The organism is Acinetobacter sp. ANC5681 (assembly GCF_023488045.1).
Taxonomy (GTDB): domain Bacteria; phylum Pseudomonadota; class Gammaproteobacteria; order Pseudomonadales; family Moraxellaceae; genus Acinetobacter.
Map to the genome: position 1 here is coordinate 157,025 of NZ_JAMFKZ010000001.1, position 21,096 is coordinate 178,120.

A 21,096-nucleotide genomic window follows, 5' to 3' on the forward strand; every position below is an offset into this window, starting at 1 on the left:
TACATTCAAACGAAGAGGGTTTTAACCATGACGAAAAAAACAATTCGCTATAATGGATATGAACTGGCATGCCAATGTTAGGTTATATCAAGGCGATTAAAAAGGTACAAGCCAATTTTGATCAGGCGGGGAAAGGAATTGGTTTGAACATTTTAATACAATAAGAATAATCCTAAATGTTAAATAAAAAACGAATAAGAAATCTAAGGGAATCTATTGATTCCCTTATTTTTTTCTAAAAATAAAAACTGCTGTGCTTTGAAGTGGATAGCACATCAGTTGTGATCGGTATAAATAATCGTATTGTGAGCTAAATAAAATGGTATTAGAATTTTAAATTGACAAGATATAAAAATGAAACGAGATCAGCAATGGCAGGTGGTTGGGCACGTGACGGTGCAGAGCAGGAGCAGATTGATGCAACAATTTATGATGCGATTGCAAAAGCAAGACAAGGTCTTTCTCATAATGAAGATGGAGAAGCCGCATTATATTGTGAAGAATGTGGCGAGCCCATTCCTCAAGCCCGACGTGAAGCGATGAAAGGCGTGAAATATTGTATTCGTTGCCAGCAACAACTTGAGGAAAAGAGTAAGGCACTGGAACTATTTAATCGGCGGGGAAGTAAGGATAGCCAATTACGTTAAATCTTTTGCCTTATTAATCTTCTATCTCTTTCACAGCATTATATACAACGCTTGGCTCAATATTGAGCAACTTTTTACCAAAGCTACGTAACCACCAAACCAGTTGAGAGGTAAAAGCGACTGTTGCACTAACCTCAACAATATTTTCTTCTAACGGCGTAATCTTTTGGTCTTTACTTAACTGACTTTCATAAAAGCTTTTTGCTGTACTTTCAGTCATCGTTAGTTTGAGCTGAATTTGTTCGGTCGGTTTGCTGTAATCTACACGGAAGCCCAACGCGCCTGATTCGATATAATTATCAATATCAAAATTTACGGGATGTAGAGCACGGTTATCAAGTACAGTTGCTGCTTTAAAACGGTGCAGGGCAAAAGTTTGTACTTCAGTTTTATCATTTCTGGTACAGATTAAATAAATTACTGCACCTTTTTGAACCAAAGCTAAAGGATTTAAAATATAGGATTTATCTTCGCCTGAATTGGTCCGTGCTCGATATATACATTCAATTTTTTTATCTTGTAGTAAGCCTTCATAAATTGCTTGTTGAGCTTGTTTATCAACCATCGGAGGGATTAATGGTTGCGAAGCAGGAACAATACGAACTCGATTGATCCATTGTCTGACATTGTTTTGTGTAGACAAACTACGTTTTGCCAGATCAAACCAAGGTGTCATTTCTTCAAGTAAACTTGGCGGAAGTAAGTGTCTTAAATGCTCTTCTACCATCATAAAGGTGACAGCTTGAGAGCTGGTCATATGTGGCAAGCTTTGGATGGGTGCATCTGAACGCCAACGCCAACCTTGCGGTACAGTCCTATTGCTTTCAATGGGAAAGCGTTGAGCAATCTGATTTAAATCCCGCTGAATGGTTCGAAGGCTAATTTCGATTCCTTCACGTTGTAATGTTTCTTGTAATTCACGTGTCCCCATCCATTTCCCTGTAGAAAGACGAGACAATATCTGCCATTGGCGATAAAGGCTATTGGAAGTTTCTTTTTCTTGTACGGATGACATAAGCGAAATACGTAATTTAATGGTCTAAAGCAGACACAATAAAAAAACTAGCACTATTTAGCAAGCCCATGATCTTGAGATTACGTATTTACGACTGAAACAACTGTCGATTTATTGAATGATCTTAATCCTGATGAAAAAAATAATCGTTTTATATAAGTGGCATTGAAATTGCTTATTTAAGATATAAATAAATGATGAGACGAGGTTTCTATGTCAGAACAAGAACACAACCTACATGCCAGTGCGGATTATTATACTCAAGAGCAAACGGCAGCAGTATCAGTCCATTCGTCTACATTTATCCCACAGCTTAGTGTCAGCACAAACTTGTTTGAGCAGCTTAAATCTGAGTTTTTTAACGAGATGCTTGATGACAAAAGTTTTAATGCGGAAGCTTCGAAAAAAATTGAACAGTGGTTGAGTATTCGTAGCCTTGATGAGTTACGAACACTTGGGAATCAAGCGAAGCAACATTTCCTTTATCAGGGAATCACATTCAATGTGTATGGCGATCAAGAGGGTGCTGAGCGAACCATTCCTTATGATTTGATTCCAAGAGTGATTGAAAAGAAACAATGGGAAAAAATTTCATCAGGTTGTGCACAACGCGTGAAAGCACTCAATTTATTTTTGGATGATATTTATCATGGACAACATATTTTAAAAGAGGGGCTTATTCCTGCTGATCAAGTGATTGCACATGAAGCATTTCAGCCACATATGTTAAATCATCATCTTAAAGGGAAGGTTTATTCACAAATTAGCGGTATTGATATTATTCGTGATGGTCAGGGTGATTTCTTCGTACTTGAAGATAACTTAAGAACACCGTCTGGCGTATCTTATATGATTGAGAGTCGTAAGATTAGTCAAAAACTAATGCCTGATTTGTGCATCAGTAACAATTTGCAAGGCATAGAACAATACCCAACTTTATTAAGAGCAATTTTAGAAGAGAACGCTTATGTGGATAAGCCACTTATTGTGGTATTAACACCGGGTCGTTTTAACAGTGCTTATTATGAGCATTCATTTTTAGCACGAGAAATGGATGTGCCATTAGTCACGAGTCTAGATTTATTTGTTGAAAATGATCGGGTTTTTGTTAAAACAATTCGTGGTCGTCAGCAAGTTGATGTGATCTATCGCCGTGTCGATGATGACTTTCTTGATCCGTTAACTTTTAGACCTGATAGTACATTAGGAGTTGCAGGGTTGATGTCGGCTTATTTGCAAAAAAATGTTGTGATTGCAAATGCACCAGGTACAGGTGTTGCTGACGATAAATCAATTTATCCTTATGTTGATAAAATGATTCAATTTTATTTGGGTGAAACAGCAATTTTAAGTAATGTTCCGACATATCAATGTCGTGATCAAGAACACTTGGATTATGTACTTAGTAATTTAGAAAAATTGGTCGTGAAAGAGACACAAGGTTCGGGTGGATATGGGATGTTGATTGGACCACAAGCAGATCAACAACAAATTGAACTATTTAGACAAAAAATTATTGAAACACCTCATTTGTATATTGCACAACCCACTCTGGCACTTTCTGTAGCACCAACATTAACGTCCGAAGGGGTTGCTGAACGACATATCGATTTACGCCCATTCGTTTTGAGTTCGCCTTATCGTACTGAGATTGTGCCAGGAGGTCTGACTCGAGTTGCAATGCAAGCGGGTTCTTTAGTGGTTAATTCCTCTCAAGGCGGTGGTATCAAAGATACATGGGTTGTAGAAACATTGCATTCTTGAACGCTTTCCTTAAGAGTTTTAGTCCAAAGTCTATCGCCTAGTGCCGTACTTTGGGGATTTTGATCATATATAAGGGAGGAAATTTATGCTTTTACTTAGCTCAAGCGCTCATCAAATTTATTGGTTAGGTCGTTATTTATTTAGAATTGGTCATGTTGCTAGCCATTTGCCATTTTGTGATAATGAACAAGCAGCAGATTTTGCTCAAGCGCTTTGTTTACATATCGATGATGCTGAGAATCTGAATAATTTTATGCTAGATCATCAACAACCCTATTCTTTATTGAGTCAGCTTGAGATTGCTCGAGATAATATTCAAGAATTACGTGGTTTACTGTCAGCTCAAACCTATGCTGAGCTGAATCATATAATTAAAAATGCAGTATCAGATGGTGAAGATATTCAAGCCGTCGTAGGGAAGTGTTGTGCTCTTTTAAAAACAGAACAAAACGATGTTTTCTTATTCTTTCATGTTGGACAATGTATTGAAAAAATTGATACGCATTTCCGTTTTCAACATAATATTCAGGATGTTATAGCTTCGACTGATCTGATTATTGAACAGTTATTTGAACTAGGTTGGGATGACTTGCAGCCAAATTGGCAGATTCTAAAAGAGCAACCTAATTTAAATCAGTTTTATGCCTTTACCTATAAGTTAGAAAATCAATTTGAGGCATTCTCATGAAACTCATGGTGAATCATCAAACACACTATCGTTATACGCAAGTTGCTCGAAATAGTGTGCAATCGATTAAAATGCTGCCGCAGAGTTCTATGCACCAAAGCATAGAAAACTGGCATATTAGTGTGCCTGGGCAATATTCATGTCAAAGAGATGCATTTAATAATTTATGGATCACTGCAACTCAGAGACATGAATATCGCTACTTGACCATTATGGCGCAAGGTGTCGTTGATTTATATGCAACAGAACTCGGCTATGTAGAAACGGATGTTTCTCCAATGCTTTTTTTGCAGCGTACCATGATGACGTGTTGCGATCTAAGTATGCTTGATTTTGCTCAGGCGGTGGTCAAAGTAAAAGATCGTAAGCATTTAATACTTTTATCTGAGAAAATTTTACAACAAGTTCAGTACCAGCCTGAGACCACCTCAGTGACGACTTCTGCAATTGATGCATTTCATGCAAGACAAGGTGTATGTCAAGATCATGCACATATTTTAATTGCAATGTGCCGTGGATTACATTTACCAGCTCGTTATGTGTCTGGCTATATATATGATGCAAATCAACCGCACCTAGCCAGTCATGCATGGGCTGAGGTTTTTGTAGAAAATGAGTGGTATTGTTTCGATGTAAGTAACCAGATATTTACCCCAAAAAATCATATTTATGTCGCAGTTGGTCGTGATTATCTAGATGTTGCACCAATTCGAGGTATCCGTGAGCAAGGTGGGGTGGAAAGTATGATATCTACGGTTCAAGTTTTGGCTTGTTGAAGGTAAGAGAAGAAGAGATGACCTATTGTTGTGCATTAAGATTAGAGCAAGGTTTGGTATTGATTAGTGATACTCGAACTAATGCAGGGGTCGATCATATTTCTGTATTTCGTAAATTACATACCTTTGGTGTTGAAGGTGAGCGTTTTATTGCATTGCAAACAGCAGGTAATTTAGCAACAACACAAGCTGTTATTGGTCATTTACAAAATGCTTTAGCATTACATCAAGAGCCAAATTTATATAGCGCAAATACCATGTTTGAAGTTGCTGAATTAATTGGAAAGACTTTGCGTAAGGTACTCGAGGATGTTACTACTGATACTCAGGAACAGATGAACTACTCGTGTAGTATTTTGGTGTGTGGGCAGATACAGGGTGAGGAAATGCAACTGTATAATGTCTATCCACAAGGTAATTTTATCTGTGCGACTACCGATACCCCATATTTCCAGATTGGTGAAAGTAAGTATGGAAAGCCAATTTTAGATCGTGCACTGCACTATACGATGCCATTAGATGATGCGTTACGTTGCAGTTTGATCTCTTTTGATTCAACATTAAGGTCTAATGTTTCTGTCGGATTGCCTTTAGACGCTTTGGTTTATCATAAAGATAGTTTTAAAATTCCTGAAGGGAAACGCATCCGAGAAGATGATCCTTATTTTACTCAGATTAGTAAGCAATGGTCTGAAACCTTACGCCGTGGACTTCAAGAGTTACCAAAGCCTACGACTGATTATGGTTTGTAATCATATAAGAAAAAATCCAAGCAAAGGCTTGGATTTTTTATCTGTTTTAAATCACTTTTCGAATGGGTCTATTACTTAACCGACATAATAATTCGTAACCAATCGTGCCATTTGCCGCAGCGACATCATCAACCAAACGAGATTTGCCCCAAAGCTCGACTTTAGTGCCGATCTCTGCCTGAATATGAGTGACATCAATGGCAATCATATCCATACTGACACGACCAATAACAGGAACAAGTTGTTCATCAATCGCAACGAAATTTGGTTTGATATATGCTCTTGGATAACCATCACCATAGCCAATTGAGACAATGGCAATATTCATAGGCTGTGTTGCTGTAAACGTTGAACCGTAACCTACAGATTCGCCTTGTTGAATTTGATTAAGCGCAATGATTTCTGCACTAAAGGTCATTACAGGCTTTAAATCGAGTTCATTTACATTTTTGTCAGCAAATGGACTTGCGCCATAAAGCATGATACCTGGGCGAACAAAATCGAAATGCAATTCAGGATATTTATAGATCGCAGCAGAGTTACAGCATGATGCAAAGATAGGGGCACATGCTTCTTTGACATGGAGAAATTGCTGCTTTTGTTGTTCATTTAAAGGGTGATCGGCATCTGCATTGGCAAAATGCATAGTAAGGACACAGCTAAAGCCTTCTGATTTTAAACGTTGAATGACATCGATAATTTCAGTCACTTTAAAGCCTAAACGGTTCATTCCGCTATTTAGCTTTACCCACACTTTTAAGCCCAAAGCATTATAAGCTTGTTTATGCTGAATCAACCATTCAACTTGTTGACTTTGATGAATCAGGCATTCGAGTTTGTGCTCAATTACTTGTTGCATTTCGTCTTCTGAAAATATGCCCTCAATCAAAGTGATGGGTTGAGAATATTCCAGTTGCCTGATCTCTAAAGCTTCTTCTAAACAGGCGACACCAAAGGCATCTGTTGCATCCAAGGCGGCTAAACAGTCTTTAACTCCATGTCCATAAGCATTTGCTTTGACCATACTAACAATTTGTGAATGTGGAGCAAGTTGTTTAACGCGGTTTAAATTATATTGTAGTGCATCACTATCAATATAAACTGTTGCTTGGCGCACCCTGATTTCTCCTTTGGGTCGACATGGAAAGTTTTTAAGGCAGATCAATAACCGAGGGATTATTCCTCGTCATCGTATTGAGCATAGAACTCAGGTGAAAGGTTACTAAAGCGAGTGTATTGACCTTCAAAGGCAAGACGAACTGAACCAATTGGACCATTACGTTGTTTACCGATAATAATTTCGGCTGTACCAGCTTCTTTAGACTCTTTGTTATAGACTTCATCACGATAAATAAACATGATCAAGTCGGCATCTTGCTCGATTGCGCCTGATTCACGTAAGTCTGACATGACAGGGCGTTTATTTGGTCTGTTCTCCAAACTACGGTTAAGCTGAGACAGGGCAATGACAGGGCATTGCATTTCTTTAGCTAGTGCTTTTAAGCTTCGAGAAATCTCCGAAATCTCACCCACACGGTTATCGCCCATACCCGGCACTTTCATTAACTGTAAGTAGTCGACCATGATACAGCCGATTTTTCCATCATGCATTTTGGCAATACGTCGCGCACGTGCACGAAGTTCAGTTGGTGGTAGGGCAGAGGAATCATCAATATAGAGGTGCATTTCTTGTAATTGAAGAATAGTTCCTGTGACTTTGGTCCATTCATCTGCATCGAGATTACCTGAACGTAGATGACCCTGATGGACTTTACCCATTGCTGAGATCAAACGCATAGCAATCGAGTCTGCTGGCATCTCCATTGAGAATACGAGAGCAGGTAAGCGGTTGTATTGCAGTACACTTTCAACTAAGTTCATGGCGAAGGTGGTTTTACCCATCGAAGGACGGGCTGCAACAATAATCAAATCCCCAGGTTGCATACCTGAGGTTTTATTATCTAACTCTAAGAAACCTGTGGTTAAACCTGTAATATTGCCGTCTAATTTAGAAAGTTCATCGAGTTTAGAAATCACATCAGCAGTGACAGAGCTAATCGATTTTGGCCCTGAATCTTTCTTGTTGTTGTTATGCTGTTCGGCCAAAGAGAAAATACTGGTTTCGGCTAAATCTAGGATTTCACTGACAGGGCGACCTTTGGTGTCATAAGCATTTTGCAAAATATCACTACTGACTTTAATCATTGCGCGTAGTGTTGAAAATTCTTTAATTTTATTGGCGTAGATTTCAAGATTGTAAAAGCTTGAAGGTGAATCTGCCATCAATTGCATCAAATATTCTTCACCACCAATTGCATCAAGCAGGTTTTGTTTGAGTAACCAATCATTGACCAATACAGCATCATAAGGCGAGTTTTCTTGCGCTAGTTTTTCGATGGCACGATAAATATATTTATGACGTGTTGCATAAAAATCATTTTCTTTAAGTAAATCGCTAACTTGTTCAAATGATTCGGCAACCGTCATTAATGCCGCGAGCACAGCTTGCTCAATTGCGAGATTGTGCGGTGGTGTACGAAATTCTTTTAATTGACCTGAGTCACTCACTTTACTCTCTGTGTTTGGAGAATTTTTCGTAAAATTGGCATTCGCCTGTGACATAACAAGACCTAATAAAAAGATGAAACTGTAACGACTGACTATCTTAATCCAAATGGACGCAGACAGGAGAATTTAATTGGAAGAAAATTGTTTAATTGCTGGAAAAGTAGGGTGTACCAAAATATAAAATTTTAGGCATAAAAAAAGAGCATGTAAAAACATGCTCTTTTCTTTGCAGAAATTACTCAGATACGATAGTAACGAGAACTTCAGCAACAACATCATGATGCAATTGGATTGCGATGTTGAATTCACCAGTGTGACGAAGCGCACCGTTTGGTAAACGAACTTCTGCACGGTCTACTGCTAGACCAGCGTTCGTTAAAGCGTCAGCGATATCACGAGTACCGATAGAACCGAAAAGTTTACCTTCATCACCAGCTTTAGCAGTGATAACGATATTTACTTCGTTCAATTGTTCAGCACGTGCATTCGCAGCAGCTAAAATAGCAGCTTCTTGTTTCTCAAGTTCAGCACGACGAGCTTCAAATGCAGCAGTATTTGCTTCAGTTGCAGCTACAGCTTTACCTTGAGGGATCAAGAAGTTACGACCGTAACCAGCTTTAACTGATACTTTGTCGCCTAATTTACCAAGATTCTTAATGCGTTGTAATAAGATAACGTCCACAGCTCACCTCACTTACTTATGGTTGTCAGTGTACGGAATCAAAGACAAATAGCGAGCTTGTTTAATAGCTAACGCTAATTGACGTTGATAACGAGCTTTAGTACCTGTAATACGGCTAGGAACAATCTTGCCGTTTTCAGTGATGTACTGTTTTAAAGTGTCGATATCTTTGTAGTCGATGTACGCAACATTCTCAGCTGTAAAGCGGCAGAACTTGCGACGACGGTAAAAACGTGCCATTGAGGTTCTCCTTATTCAGCTTCTTGAATTGCTTGTTGTGCTTCTTCACGTTGAGCTTTACGCGCACGTTTCTCTTCAGCACTCTTAGCAAGTAAAGATTCTTCAGTAATTGCGTGTTCACGACGGATGATGATGTTACGAATGATTGCATCGTTATAACGGAACAATTCTTCTAATTCATCAAGAGTCGTTTGACCACATTCAACATTCATAAGAATGTAGTGTGCTTTGTGAATCTTGTTGATTGGGTAAGCCAATTGGCGACGGCCCCAATCTTCTAAACGGTGAATTTGACCTTCAGCTTCTTTGATCTGAGAGATATAGCGTTCAACCATACCTACAACTTGATCGCTTTGGTCTGGGTGTACCAATAGTACGATTTCGTAGTGACGCATTGTCAGCTCCTTACGGTTTAAGCAGCCCCCAACTAAAAAGCCAGAAGCAAGGAGTCATAACTAATTTAGTTATGTCGCAAATTGCGAAGCTGGGATTTTAGACACATTTCATTTAAATCGCAAGTAAATTCATGTTTTAGATCGAAGTAAAAAGATGATATAGCTTTTAAAATGAGGGTCATTAAAATCGTTTGAGTTATTTTGACGTAACCCATTTTGTACAAAACCGATTTTATAAGGCAGTTGCATTGCAGAGATACGTTTTAAATATTGTGGGTAATTGGGAATGGTGGTTGTACCTTGATAGGTTTGGATCACAAGTTCACTGATATTATTTCTCAAAATAGTTAAAGTTTTCTGATCCTTAAAATTTGTCCAGTCCAGTAATCCTGTAATGCTAAGTTGATAAGAGGGAGGGAGTCTTTTTCTGAAACTTTCTAGAAAAAGGGCATATTCTTTTAAATCATGGGTTCGACTGTCGAAATCAATTTGAATTCCCTGAACTTGATTACCTTGATTTCTCCAATGTTCTAAACGTTTGAAAACAGTTTGATAGTTTTGTTCGTTCCAAGCCAGATGATGTGTGCGAAAAACTAACCAAATTTTCTGACGGGGTAATTTTAGGATAGAAACACCTTGTGGGATCAATATAGAGCTGTGTTTTTGTTTTGAATATCGAATTTCTCCTTGCAAAATATACAGTTCTTTCGCCTTACTTAAGTAAGGCGCAGATTGAATGTTGCCCCAAATCCAAAAAGAATCGAAATGATAGGCATCAATTGTTGACGTTGCAGATTGTGTCGGTTGGCAAGCAAATAAGTTAAAAATAAAAAAGTGAAAATGATCGCTTTCAGCCACTTCAACATCGTCAATTACCAATAATATTTCAGTGATTTTGCCCAACTGGTATTTGGATAATCTGTTTTGATTTTATCAAACCATTGTTTTCGGACAGATTTGTTTACTTCATTACCACCACAATCATTAATACCACTTGGCGCATAACATTGAATTGCGCGATAAAGGGCGTAAGCTTGTAAATCGCTTTTGCTTGATGATTTGATGAGATCTTGATAAATCTGACCACGAGCAAAAATTTTTCCTGAAAAATTTGATGTTTGTTTTTTATTATAAGAAAGCTGCTGTAACGCATATCCTTGTTCACTACGGAAATATTCTCCTAAGCAAACATTTAATAATGAATCTTTAGGTGTTTGAGCCAATTGATTAACTAAAGTCTCTAAATTTGAGCATTTTAGTTGTGGTGTAATGTTTGCTCCATTCCAAATGAAATTAGAAAAATCTGGCTTATTCTTCAATTGTTCATTGGCACTGTTATAACCTTGATATTGCATGGCATTTTTGGGCATAAAAGCATAGCTTTGTTTAAACAATTCGAATTGTTGATGTACTAAGCTTTTACTTAGAAGGGTGTAGATCGCAGCTTGTTTTTGATCTATGTTGCTTTGTTCAGATTGAATCAATTTTTGCAAACTTTTTGTATCTGCGATTTGGGTAATAAAATTTCTCTGTAGGTTCGGCTGAGTAATTTGAGCTTTTTTTCCTATAAATGCTGAATAGTCCTGTTTTATTGCCAAATGATTGGATAATGCTGTTTCAAATAAACCGCGTTGATAACTGTCTTTGGCCTGTGCAAGTTGCTGACGCCAATATTCTTCAGTATTTTGAGGTTGTCCAATTTTTTCTAAAATTTGTCCTCTCAAAAAAGTTTGGCTTAACTGCAAATAACTACCATTTTTAGCATTTGCTTTAGCTAAGTAATTTTGAGTTTCTTGAGCTTTATTTTGAACAAAAAATAAGTGAGCGGCTTGTAAATACTGAAATAATTCAGGCTGGGTTCTGAAAAAATCTTTTTGTGCATTCAGTTGTGCCCAAGAAATCGAATGATAATTCTCAGAATTCGATTCACGCATATGCATCAAATCATATACTGCCAAAAAGAAAGGGTCTTTTAGATTGCTCAGATTAAAAGCTGAGCTATCGAACACTCGGCGATCAATTTCGGCGGGAAGTTCACTCATTTCCAAATTATAAAATTTTGATGTCGGATTTTTAAGTTGCCAAACGATTTCATTGACCAATAAATCCTGACGTTTTGAAAGCCATAGTCCCCGACGCATAAAGCCGCGTGCGCTCGCGACATATTGCCCATTTGAATAGGCTTTTAAATAAACCGTAATATGATCTAAAAATTGTTTAAGTAAATTTTGATTGATATTGTCCAGATATACATCACCATATTGATCCACACCTGTTGTATAGGCTGAGTTGAGGCTGGTACGAATCAGCATATATAGTGCAGTTTCTTTTAACCACGTATCTTCAACGTTGGTTAAGACGGTATAAATTTTGGTCGCGGCAGAGTAGTTTGCATTATAAAACAGGATACTGGCGTTTAAGTAAGAGGCGTATTGACGTGTTGTGACTGACCAATTTGGATCAACGGCAATCAATGCAATTTTATCACCACATTGATTCATTTTTTGACGTTCATTAATCAGCAATTGTTTTTCATTTGCTGGAATATTCTTATTGATTTTAACCTGACTAATAAAAGCAGCATTGCCAGAATTAAAACTGTAGCAACGTTCATCAAAAATGATTTCATCTTTTTGCGATAATTTTTCTCGCTGATTTAAAATCCTGTTTTCAGTCAAAGCGGAAATATTTGCGGCATCAAAAGGCACCGTACCGTAGCTTGCATCCCATAAATTACCATCTGCTGTCATCGGCTTAATTGTTGCAAGCCCTAAGTCGCTGAGTAGTAAAGTCATATTGGTTTGACTATCATTTGCTGGATATAACACAGGAAGATTGCTACAACCGTTTAAATTTTTGTCATTTATGGCAAGGTTTGGCTCGCAAAATTGCTCTACACCAGCATAGGTGATTGGGCTATAGTAAATTACCAGTGAAAGCGAAGAATAGACAATTGATTTGAATATAAATTTATTTTGTAGTTTCATTTAGGCAATAAAGGGTGAAATGTTTTTATTGCACGAAATGATAACAACTGAAATGGGGAATAAAAAGACAGAGAAGTCTCTATCTTTTTAAAAAATAGGGAGGAAGGGTGCAGGACTTTTAAATGTAAAGCTAAAGCTCAAACTAATTACAGTAATTAAGATTACTGAAAAAAGGAAAAAGCGTTTTGCCCAAAGCTGATCATCTTCAGCTTTAAATCCTAAAATACCAATGTAGAACCAGTAGGCACAAAGCAGATTACAGATCGCCAGAAAAACAACATTGGTGTATCCATAAACATATAGCGCATTCATGGCTAGCGTAAATAAAACCACATAAATCAGTGATTCCACTTTCGTTCTATAGATAGAACGAGCTACAGGTAAGATTGGCACTCCTGCATTTTTATAATCTTCAAAACGATAAATTGCAATTGCCCATGAATGCGGCATTTGCCATAAGGCATATGCAATAAAAATGAGAAGAGCAGCCATATCGAAATGATGACTTACAGCCGTATAACCAATAACAGGTGGACTCGCTCCAGAAATACTACCAATTACGGTCTGATGGATTGTGGTACGTTTTGTCCACAAACTATAAAAACCGACATAGACGACAAAACCAATGACTGCGAATAAAAATGCATAGGCATTCACATAGAACCAGAGCATGCTAAAACCAATCACACCTAATACAAGAGCATAAAACATTGCAATAGTAGGAGATATGGTTTTCTTAACAAGAGCACGATTCATTGTGCGTTGCATTTTTTGATCGATATCTTGATCAATAACATTATTGACTACACAACCAGAAGCAACAACCAATGTTGTTCCAATCAGAGTAAGTAATAACAAGAGGAAGTCTATGGAGCCTTGCGCGGCTAAAAAGAAGCCGCCCAAGGTGGTAATAAAATTACCGAAGAGAATTCCTGGCTTAGTCAGGAATAGATACTTTTTCCACATGACAATCAGTTTAGATCATCATGTTATAGTGTAGGTAATTCATAATCCACACAGAGCCGACTAAAAGTACAGCAATACATAAGATTGTGTAGATAAATGCAATAAGGTTCCAGCGTTGTTCAGATGATGTATTCATGTGTAAGAAATACACAAGTTGTACGATTACCTGAGCAACAGCAGCGATTGCAATAACAGTAACTAAGATGCCACGGCTAAATCCGCCCGACATCACCATCCCGAATGGGATGATGGTGAGGATAACAGATAGGATAAACCCAACAGTGTATTGCTTAAAGTTACCGTGTGATGCACCTGCAGCATTATGGTCATGACCACTCATTAGAGAACTCCCAGTAAGTAAACGACGCTGAATACACAGATCCAAACGATGTCAAGGAAGTGCCAGAACAAGCTTAAGCAAGCAAGACGACGTGTATTCGGTAGTGTCAAACCATTCTTTTTAATTTGATACATAAGTACCAGCATCCACACTAAACCAGAAGTTACGTGAATACCGTGTGTACCAACTAAAGTAAAGAATGCTGATAAGAATGCACTATGAGTCGGACCGTGGCCAGCATGTACAAGGTGATGGAATTCATAGATTTCCATACCAATGAACGATGCACCAAATAAGAAAGTAATGAATAACCAAGTAATCACTTGGTTTACATTCTTTTTATAAGATGCAAGAACTGCAAATCCGAATGTTACCGAAGAGATCAAGAGGGCAAAAGTTTCGGTTAATACAAAACCTAAAGAATCACCAAAAAGATCTTTCGCACTTGGGGTACCAGGCGGAATATGACTGCTTAATACAGCGAACGCAATGAAGAGTGATCCGAAAAGAATCAAGTCACTCATCAAGTATGTCCAGAAACCAAAGACCGTTAAGTCTGTGTCATCGTGCTCGTGATGACCGTCATGACCGTGGTTGTCGTGATGAAGTACTTCAGCCATTTCCTTAGTCCTTCTTCAAGTGTTTTTCAAGTAACGCATAGCGTTCATTTTCAATACGTTCAACTTCTGCAGCAGGTACGTAGTAATCAACATTCTTAGTGAATGAGCTTACGATCAAGCTAACAACTGAAGCAACGAATGAAACAACGACTAGCCACCAAATATGCCAGATCAATGCAAAACCAAGAACAGTAATGAACATTGCAATGACAAAACCAGCAGCACGATCAGTCGGCATGTGGATGTCTTCATATTTAGTGTTACGTGCATATGCTACGCCATTTTCTTTGTCAGTCCAGAAACGGTCAACGCCGCTAGCTTCTGGTACATGTGCAAAGTTATAGAATGGAGCAGGAGATGACGTAGACCATTCAAGTGTACGACTATCCCAAGGGTCGCCTGTGTAGTCCATGTTGTCTTTACGTTGTAAGAAACCAACGATGATTTGCATTAAGAAACATGCAATACCAATAGCAACAAGAACGGCACCAAATAATGCGATCGCTAAGTATGGATCCCATTCTGGGTTGTCATATGTATTCAAACGACGAGTCATACCCATGAAACCAAGGATATAAAGTGGCATGAATGCAAAATAGAAACCGAAGAACCAGAACCAGAACGCAGCTTTACCCCATGCTTCGTTGAGCTTCCAACCAAACATTTTCGGCCAGTAGAAGATGATGCCGGCAAACATACCAAACACCACACCACCGATAATTACGTTATGGAAGTGAGCGATCAAGAAGAGTGAGTTGTGTACAAGGAAGTCCGCAGGCGGAACAGCCATAAGTACACCAGTTAAACCACCAATACCGAATGTTACTAGGAAGCCAAGCGTCCATAACATTGGAGTAGTAAAGGTGATGCGACCTTTATACATCGTGAATAACCAAGAGAAGATTTTCACACCTGTAGGAATCGCAATAACCATGGTCATGATACCGAAGAACGCATTCACGTTCGCACCAGCACCCATGGTGAAGAAGTGGTGAAGCCATACAACGAACGCAAGTACAGTAATCGCGATAGTTGCATACACCATAGACTTGTAACCGAACAACGCTTTACGAGAGAAGGTTGCAACGATTTCTGAGTATAAACCAAATGCTGGTAATACCAAGATATATACTTCAGGGTGACCCCATGTCCAGATCAAGTTCACGTAAAGCATTGGGCTACCGCCAAGCTCATTAGTGAAGAAATGGAAACCGAAGTAACGGTCTAAAGTAAGCATTGCAAGCGTACCTGTTAATACAGGGAATGATGCAATGATTAATACAGCCGTACACAGTGAAGTCCATGTGAAAATAGGCATGTCCATTAATTTCATGCCAGGTGCGCGCATTTTAATGATGGTAACAAAGAAGTTAACACCAGATAAAAGCGTACCTAAACCAGAAACTTGGAGTGCCCAGATATAGTAGTCAACACCGACACCAGGAGAATATTGAATGCCAGATAGAGGAGGGTAAGCCATCCAACCAGTCGAAGCGAATTCACCTAGTACAAGTGAAACCATCATCAAACCAGCAGCGCCTGCGAATAACCAGAAACTTAAAGAGTTCAATAATGGGAATGCAACGTCACGAGCACCGATTTGTAATGGTACTGAGATGTTCATCATACCGACAACGAGACCCATCGCTACGAAGAAGATCATGATTACACCGTGTGCTGTAAAGATCTGATCGTAATGGTCTGGATGTAAGTAACCTTCACCACCGCCTTTAGCGAGGAAAAGTTGTAAACGCATCATGATCGCATCGGCGAAACCACGCAGAAGCATGACTACTGATACGATGATATACATGATACCAATTTTCTTATGGTCTACTGATGTGAACCATTCGTTCCATAAGTATCCCCATTTTTTGAAATAGGTAATACCGCCTAGAACTGCAATGCCACCAAGAGCCATCATGACCATGGTAACGAGTACAATCGGCTCTGTTGGAATAGAATCCCAGCCTAATTTGCCAAAAATCATATCCATGTCTTATTCCCCTTGAGCAGCATGTTCAGCTGCAGCATGAGTTTCTGCTGTTGCATGTCCAGCAGCAGAGTGGTCAGCACCGTGATAATTACTCATGTAGTGGTTGATAATTGTTTCAAACAATTTTGGCTCAACTGAAGAGTAATAAGTCACAGGGTGTGGCTTGTTCGGGAACGGTTTCATAGCTTCAGCTTTAGCAAGTGCTTCTTCATCACCAGCAGCCTTAGCACGGTTTACAAGAATTTCGATCTGATGTTTAGAACGATCGCCATCTTTAAGTGTTGCTAATTCAGCTTGGTCAAGTGTACCTTTTTGAATTGCTTCAGCATTGATACTTGTACCATTACCCGCTTTAACAGCTTCTACCCATTGTGCAAACTCTGGTTCAGTTACACTATGTGCCTTGAAGCGCATTTGTGAGAAACCATAACCTGAATAGTTAGCTGAGAAACCACGGAATACACCTGGTTCATCCGCTAAAAGGTGAAGATGAGTCTGCATACCCGCCATTGCATAGATCTGACCACCTAACTGTGGGATGAAGAACGAGTTCATCGTAAAGTTAGAAGTAATCTTAAAGCTTACAGGCGTTTTTTCTGGGAAGCGTACTTCGTTTACCGTTGCAATGTTTTGCTCAGGATAGATAAAAATCCATTTAAATTGTTCAGCGATGGCTTGAACAGTTAAAGGCGCTTTATCTGACTCTAACGGACGGTAAGGGTCGTACTTGTGGGAACCCCACCAAGTTAACCAAGCTAAAATACCAATAATAATGACAGGAACACCCCAAACAACGATCTCAATTGTCGTAGAGTGTGCCCAAGTAGGTTTATAGTCTGCATCTTTATTCGATGCGCGATATTGCCAACCAAACCATAATGCCATGATAATTGATGGAATCACCACCAATAGCATTAGATAGATCGCAGTCATCATCAGGCTACTTTGACCTTGACCTACTGGACCTTTATTGTTTAGTAGTACCATATCACCGCCACACCCTGTCAAGAGCGCAGCCATCGTTGATAAAGACAATACAGCTAAAATCGTTTGTCTCATTTTACAACCTCGGTGAAGAGTCCCATTCCCTAATTTAAATTATGGGATAGCGATTAAAGTGTCGCATGATTGATAAGAATTTTTTGTGAAATGCTTAGCAATCATGCGACACCGCTACGTTGTTGGGCATTATGCCTCATATTGAAAAACTAAGCTACATCTAACACAGTCAGAAATACTTGTTTTGAAACCTGATTTATTTTGTAGGAATTGTTGTTGAAATGTGTATTTTTTCTATAAATATCAATTTTATAGAGCAAAAAAGAGGAATAAATCCTCTTTTGCTTAGTTAATTAAAAATTATTGCTTTACGACCTTAGTTTTTGCCAATTTATCGTGCAAAGTTTGGCGATTTTTATTAAATGCAAAGAAAGCATAGTCGATAATGGTAATAAATGGCATAAACAATAAATTCAGAATGATAAATAAAGCACTTCTCAACCAAAAAGCTCTAATCGTATTGATTGCCGTATGTGTTTCAGCATCTACGATTTTAATTTTGGTTATTTTTTTACCAATGCTTTGTCCAGACTTCGCAATTAAAAAAGCTTGCAGCATCAGCATTAGAATCAAATAAACAAAAATACTCATCCATGCTTCATTTGGAATAAGCTGCATAAGTTGATGCTGCAACTCAACTGCTTCACTTGAAGCGACTTGGCTTGCTTGTAATTGCTTTTGAATTTTAAATAATTCTGTGTACTGGCTTTCGTTAAAGAAAAAAGATGGTATAGCAGCCATCGGAAGCCAAAGAGTTAAGTCAATCACCTTAGCGAGTGCACGTGAATGAAATGAGGCGAGTTCAGATGTTTTTTGTTCAACTTTAATTTTAAAAGTTGACTGCTCAGTTTGATTGTTAATTTGATAATTGAATGATGAATAACCTACAGGTTCGTAGACAAGTTTTCCTTGAGTGAGTTCGCCAAGAGTTTTCCATTCACTCATACCTTCGTGCCAAACCAAGTCTGTAAGTAATACTTGTTGGCTAGAAAGCATTTGGTTCAGTTGGTCTAAACTATAAGGTCCAGCTTGTTGGTTATTACGAGCCAAGTAAATTTGCATAATTAAAAATTCTCAATGACTAAAGATGAAAAAAGACCCTACGAAAGGGTCTTTTTTAAAAAAGACTATGCTTTCTTGATTTGTTCTTCAGCAAGGAAGAACCAAGTATCAAGCACTGAGTCAGGGTTAAGTGACACAGATTCAATACCTTGTTCCATGAGCCATTTAGCAAGGTCAGGGTGGTCTGAAGGACCTTGACCACAAATACCAACGTATTTTCCTGCTTTACGGCATGCATGAATTGCCATAGAAAGAAGGGCTTTAACCGCTGCATCACGCTCATCGAATAAGTGAGATACGATACCAGAATCACGGTCAAGACCAAGTGTTAATTGTGTTAAGTCATTTGAACCAATTGAGAAACCATCAAAATGTTCAAGGAACTGTTCAGCCAATAAAGCATTGGTTGGAAGCTCACACATCATGATGATTTTTAGACCATTTTCACCACGTTTTAAACCATTTTGAGCAAGCAACTCAATCACACGTTTTGCTTCAGACACTGTACGCACGAATGGAATCATGATTTGAATATTGGTTAAACCCATTTCATCACGGGCTTTCTTCAAAGCACGGCACTCAAGCTCAAAACAGTCACGGAAGTTGTCAGATACGTAACGACTTGCACCTCGGAAACCCAACATCGGGTTTTCTTCTTCTGGCTCGTATAATTTACCGCCGATTAAATTTGCATATTCATTTGACTTAAAGTCAGACATACGAACGATGACTGGTTTTTCAGCAAATGCAGCTGCAAGTGTTGAAATACCTTCAACTAACTTTTCTACATAGAATTCGATTGGCGAAGAATAACCTGATGTACGTGTCATTACAGCAGCACGCGTTTCACGTGGTAGGCTGTCAATATTGAGAAGCGCTTTAGGATGTACACCGATCATACGGTTAATGATGAATTCAAGACGTGCAAGACCAATCCCTTCATTTGGAATTTGAGCAAAGTCGAATGCACGGTCTGGATTACCAACATTCATCATAATCTTAAATGGAAGTTTTGGCATTGAGTGAATTGAGTTACGTTGCACCTCAAAATCTAATGCGCCTTCATAGATAAAGCCTGTATCACCTTCAGCACATGAAACAGTGACTTCTTGACCATCGGTTAATACTTCTGTTGCATTACCACAACCCACGATTGCAGGTACACCTAACTCACGTGCAATGATTGCAGCGTGACAAGTACGGCCACCACGATTGGTCACAATCGCTGCGGCGCGTTTCATTACTGGCTCCCAATCTGGGTCAGTCATGTCTGATACAAGTACATCACCGTCTTGTACTTTATCCATTTCTTTAATTGAGGTGACGACACGAACTTTACCCGAACCGATACGTTGACCAATTGAACGACCTTCACAGATGACAGTGCCACGTTGTTTTAATAGGTAACGTTCCATTGTGCCGACATTTTGACGGCTTTTAACAGTTTCAGGACGTGCTTGAACGATGTAGATTTGACCATCATCACCATCTTTCGCCCATTCGATGTCCATTGGCGAGCCGTAATGTTGTTCAATAATCAATGCTTGTTTAGCAAGTTCATGTAATTCATGATCATTTAATGCGAATTGTTGACGCTCTGGTTTTTCAACATCAACCACAACAACGGATTTACCTGCAGCGCCTTCTTCACCATAAATCATTTTTTGGTGTTTAGAACCGAGATTGCGGCGTAAAACTGAGTGTTTACCTGCATTTAACAATGGTTTTGACAAATAGAATTCGTCAGGGTTGACAGCTCCCTGAACAACCATTTCACCCAGACCGTATGATGCGGTAATAAATACCACATCACGGAAACCAGATTCTGTGTCAAGCGTAAACATTACACCTGCAGCACCAGTCTCTGAACGAACCATACGTTGTACACCCGCAGATAGGGCAACAACACTGTGTTCAAAACCTTGGTGTACACGGTACGCGATGGCACGGTCATTATAAAGCGAAGCAAAAACTTCTTTAATCGCGATAAGAACGTTATCAATTCCGCGAATATTTAAGAAAGTTTCTTGTTGTCCTGCAAAAGAAGCATCAGGTAAATCTTCAGCAGTCGCAGAAGAGCGTACAGCAACAGCGATGTCTGGATTACCGTTTGAAAGTGCTGTAAATGCGTCACGAATTTCTTGTTCTAAATTAGCAGTAAGTGGAGTATCAACAATCCATTTACGGATTTTAGCGCCTGTCTCTATAAGTGCGTTTACATCATCAACATTTAGCTGCTCAAGTTCAGCCTGAATTCGAGCATTTAAGCCGCTTTGATCCAAGAACTCACGATAGGCAGCAGCAGTTGTTGCAAAGCCACCAGGTACCGATACACCAGCATTGGATAAATGGCTGATCATTTCACCCAAAGATGAGTTTTTCCCACCTACGAGTTCGACATCGTGTTTCCCTAATTTTTCCAGACCGATTACGCGCGCTTCCAAAGTATTTACTCCACTTTTTTTGCAGTATGAATGACCATCATTGGTATGAAATTATACGAATGTGCTTAGATTTAGTATTTTACTAAGCGACAGTC

20 protein-coding genes are annotated in these 21,096 nt (G+C 38.9%); 5 read left to right on the forward strand and 15 right to left on the reverse strand.

Translation table 11 applies throughout. The annotated features are described in order from the left end of the window. The first annotated feature begins 371 nt into the window (after window positions 1-371). On the forward strand, window positions 372-647 hold the full coding sequence (locus tag M5121_RS00745; protein WP_005160973.1) for a DksA/TraR family C4-type zinc finger protein: 276 nt from the start codon (window positions 372-374) through the stop codon (window positions 645-647). A 13-nt stretch (window positions 648-660) separates the two neighbouring features. Here M5121_RS00745 and M5121_RS00750 read toward each other — a convergent pair whose 3' ends face one another. After that, a complete protein-coding gene (locus tag M5121_RS00750) occupies window positions 661-1,662 on the reverse strand; it encodes a helix-turn-helix transcriptional regulator (RefSeq protein WP_087536092.1) in 1,002 nt (333 codons plus the stop codon). 213 nt (window positions 1,663-1,875) lie between these two features. Here M5121_RS00750 and M5121_RS00755 point away from each other — a divergent pair, with 213 nt between their 5' ends. From M5121_RS00755 to M5121_RS00770, 4 genes are all read left to right on the forward strand, one after another. Further along, window positions 1,876-3,426 (forward strand): circularly permuted type 2 ATP-grasp protein, encoded by a 1,551-nt coding sequence (locus M5121_RS00755; protein ID WP_249569967.1) that lies wholly within the window; start codon window positions 1,876-1,878, stop codon window positions 3,424-3,426. Between the two features lie 85 nt (window positions 3,427-3,511). Then, window positions 3,512-4,114 carry an alpha-E domain-containing protein gene (locus M5121_RS00760; protein WP_249569968.1) on the forward strand — a complete coding sequence of 201 codons (603 nt, stop codon included), beginning with the start codon at window positions 3,512-3,514 and terminating at the stop codon, window positions 4,112-4,114. Next, a complete protein-coding gene (locus M5121_RS00765; RefSeq protein WP_249569970.1) occupies window positions 4,111-4,890 on the forward strand; it encodes a transglutaminase family protein in 780 nt (259 codons plus the stop codon). Before M5121_RS00760 ends, M5121_RS00765 begins: the two co-directional genes overlap by 4 nt. Before the next feature lie 17 nt (window positions 4,891-4,907). Then, a complete protein-coding gene (locus tag M5121_RS00770; RefSeq protein WP_005160957.1) occupies window positions 4,908-5,642 on the forward strand; it encodes a proteasome-type protease in 735 nt (244 codons plus the stop codon). A 46-nt stretch (window positions 5,643-5,688) separates the two neighbouring features. Here the strand turns inward: M5121_RS00770 and alr are convergent, their stop codons facing one another. From alr to ppsA, 14 genes are all read right to left on the reverse strand, one after another. Further along, window positions 5,689-6,759 carry an alanine racemase gene (gene alr / locus M5121_RS00775; RefSeq protein ID WP_249569972.1) on the reverse strand — a complete coding sequence of 357 codons (1,071 nt, stop codon included), beginning with the start codon at window positions 6,757-6,759 and terminating at the stop codon, window positions 5,689-5,691. Between the two features lie 59 nt (window positions 6,760-6,818). After that, window positions 6,819-8,264 carry a replicative DNA helicase gene (dnaB, locus tag M5121_RS00780; protein ID WP_087536098.1) on the reverse strand — a complete coding sequence of 482 codons (1,446 nt, stop codon included), beginning with the start codon at window positions 8,262-8,264 and terminating at the stop codon, window positions 6,819-6,821. Window positions 8,265-8,445: 181 nt separating this feature from the next. Continuing rightward, a complete protein-coding gene (gene rplI, locus M5121_RS00785; RefSeq protein ID WP_004912185.1) occupies window positions 8,446-8,892 on the reverse strand; it encodes a 50S ribosomal protein L9 in 447 nt (148 codons plus the stop codon). Between the two features lie 12 nt (window positions 8,893-8,904). Next, the gene (gene rpsR / locus M5121_RS00790; protein ID WP_000090661.1) at window positions 8,905-9,132 is read right to left on the reverse strand and encodes a 30S ribosomal protein S18; all 228 of its coding nucleotides are present in this window, start codon (window positions 9,130-9,132) and stop codon (window positions 8,905-8,907) included. Window positions 9,133-9,143: 11 nt separating this feature from the next. Further along, window positions 9,144-9,527 (reverse strand): 30S ribosomal protein S6, encoded by a 384-nt coding sequence (gene rpsF / locus M5121_RS00795; RefSeq protein WP_004654408.1) that lies wholly within the window; start codon window positions 9,525-9,527, stop codon window positions 9,144-9,146. Window positions 9,528-9,656: 129 nt separating this feature from the next. Beyond that, window positions 9,657-10,355, reverse strand: a complete 699-nt coding sequence (locus M5121_RS00800) for a DUF3142 domain-containing protein (RefSeq protein WP_349628947.1) — start codon at window positions 10,353-10,355, stop codon at window positions 9,657-9,659. 44 nt (window positions 10,356-10,399) lie between these two features. Next, window positions 10,400-12,514: a PA5441 family protein gene (locus M5121_RS00805; RefSeq protein WP_249569976.1), complete on the reverse strand. Its 2,115-nt coding sequence runs from the start codon at window positions 12,512-12,514 to the stop codon at window positions 10,400-10,402. A gap of 87 nt (window positions 12,515-12,601) precedes the next feature. Further along, the gene (cyoE, locus tag M5121_RS00810; RefSeq protein WP_249569978.1) at window positions 12,602-13,480 is read right to left on the reverse strand and encodes a heme o synthase; all 879 of its coding nucleotides are present in this window, start codon (window positions 13,478-13,480) and stop codon (window positions 12,602-12,604) included. A gap of 10 nt (window positions 13,481-13,490) precedes the next feature. Beyond that, window positions 13,491-13,820: a cytochrome o ubiquinol oxidase subunit IV gene (locus M5121_RS00815; RefSeq protein WP_087536102.1), complete on the reverse strand. Its 330-nt coding sequence runs from the start codon at window positions 13,818-13,820 to the stop codon at window positions 13,491-13,493. Beyond that, on the reverse strand, window positions 13,820-14,440 hold the full coding sequence (gene cyoC, locus M5121_RS00820; protein ID WP_087544273.1) for a cytochrome o ubiquinol oxidase subunit III: 621 nt from the start codon (window positions 14,438-14,440) through the stop codon (window positions 13,820-13,822). The genes M5121_RS00815 and cyoC overlap by 1 nt, the downstream gene beginning before the upstream one ends. A 4-nt stretch (window positions 14,441-14,444) precedes the next feature. After that, window positions 14,445-16,436, reverse strand: coding sequence for a cytochrome o ubiquinol oxidase subunit I (cyoB, locus tag M5121_RS00825; RefSeq protein WP_249569980.1), 1,992 nt, complete (start codon window positions 16,434-16,436; stop codon window positions 14,445-14,447). Window positions 16,437-16,439: 3 nt separating this feature from the next. Beyond that, complete coding sequence (gene cyoA / locus M5121_RS00830) at window positions 16,440-17,495, reverse strand: ubiquinol oxidase subunit II (RefSeq protein ID WP_087536105.1); 1,056 nt, start codon at window positions 17,493-17,495, stop codon at window positions 16,440-16,442. A gap of 300 nt (window positions 17,496-17,795) precedes the next feature. Next, window positions 17,796-18,557, reverse strand: a complete 762-nt coding sequence (locus M5121_RS00835) for an RDD family protein (RefSeq protein ID WP_249569982.1) — start codon at window positions 18,555-18,557, stop codon at window positions 17,796-17,798. Window positions 18,558-18,622: 65 nt separating this feature from the next. Next, a complete protein-coding gene (ppsA, locus tag M5121_RS00840; RefSeq protein ID WP_087536107.1) occupies window positions 18,623-21,001 on the reverse strand; it encodes a phosphoenolpyruvate synthase in 2,379 nt (792 codons plus the stop codon). Between the last annotated feature and the right edge of the window lie 95 nt (window positions 21,002-21,096).

Excerpts from the sequence above, each read along its gene's own strand:
- M5121_RS00765 (WP_249569970.1), top strand. The coding sequence starts at position 4,111 with ATGAAACTCATGGTGAATCATCAAACACACTATCGTTATACGCAAGTT.
- M5121_RS00815 (WP_087536102.1), bottom strand. The coding sequence starts at position 13,820 with ATGAGTGGTCATGACCATAATGCTGCAGGTGCATCACACGGTAACTTT.
- rpsR (WP_000090661.1), bottom strand. The coding sequence starts at position 9,132 with ATGGCACGTTTTTACCGTCGTCGCAAGTTCTGCCGCTTTACAGCTGAG.
- M5121_RS00835 (WP_249569982.1), bottom strand. The coding sequence starts at position 18,557 with ATGCAAATTTACTTGGCTCGTAATAACCAACAAGCTGGACCTTATAGT.
- M5121_RS00770 (WP_005160957.1), top strand. The coding sequence starts at position 4,908 with ATGACCTATTGTTGTGCATTAAGATTAGAGCAAGGTTTGGTATTGATT.
- M5121_RS00805 (WP_249569976.1), bottom strand. The coding sequence starts at position 12,514 with ATGAAACTACAAAATAAATTTATATTCAAATCAATTGTCTATTCTTCG.
- cyoB (WP_249569980.1), bottom strand. The coding sequence starts at position 16,436 with ATGGATATGATTTTTGGCAAATTAGGCTGGGATTCTATTCCAACAGAG.
- cyoA (WP_087536105.1), bottom strand. The coding sequence starts at position 17,495 with ATGAGACAAACGATTTTAGCTGTATTGTCTTTATCAACGATGGCTGCG.
- rpsF (WP_004654408.1), bottom strand. The coding sequence starts at position 9,527 with ATGCGTCACTACGAAATCGTACTATTGGTACACCCAGACCAAAGCGAT.
- cyoC (WP_087544273.1), bottom strand. The coding sequence starts at position 14,440 with ATGGCTGAAGTACTTCATCACGACAACCACGGTCATGACGGTCATCAC.
- M5121_RS00750 (WP_087536092.1), bottom strand. The coding sequence starts at position 1,662 with ATGTCATCCGTACAAGAAAAAGAAACTTCCAATAGCCTTTATCGCCAA.
- M5121_RS00755 (WP_249569967.1), top strand. The coding sequence starts at position 1,876 with ATGTCAGAACAAGAACACAACCTACATGCCAGTGCGGATTATTATACT.
- M5121_RS00760 (WP_249569968.1), top strand. The coding sequence starts at position 3,512 with ATGCTTTTACTTAGCTCAAGCGCTCATCAAATTTATTGGTTAGGTCGT.
- M5121_RS00745 (WP_005160973.1), top strand. The coding sequence starts at position 372 with ATGGCAGGTGGTTGGGCACGTGACGGTGCAGAGCAGGAGCAGATTGAT.
- dnaB (WP_087536098.1), bottom strand. The coding sequence starts at position 8,264 with ATGTCACAGGCGAATGCCAATTTTACGAAAAATTCTCCAAACACAGAG.
- cyoE (WP_249569978.1), bottom strand. The coding sequence starts at position 13,480 with ATGTGGAAAAAGTATCTATTCCTGACTAAGCCAGGAATTCTCTTCGGT.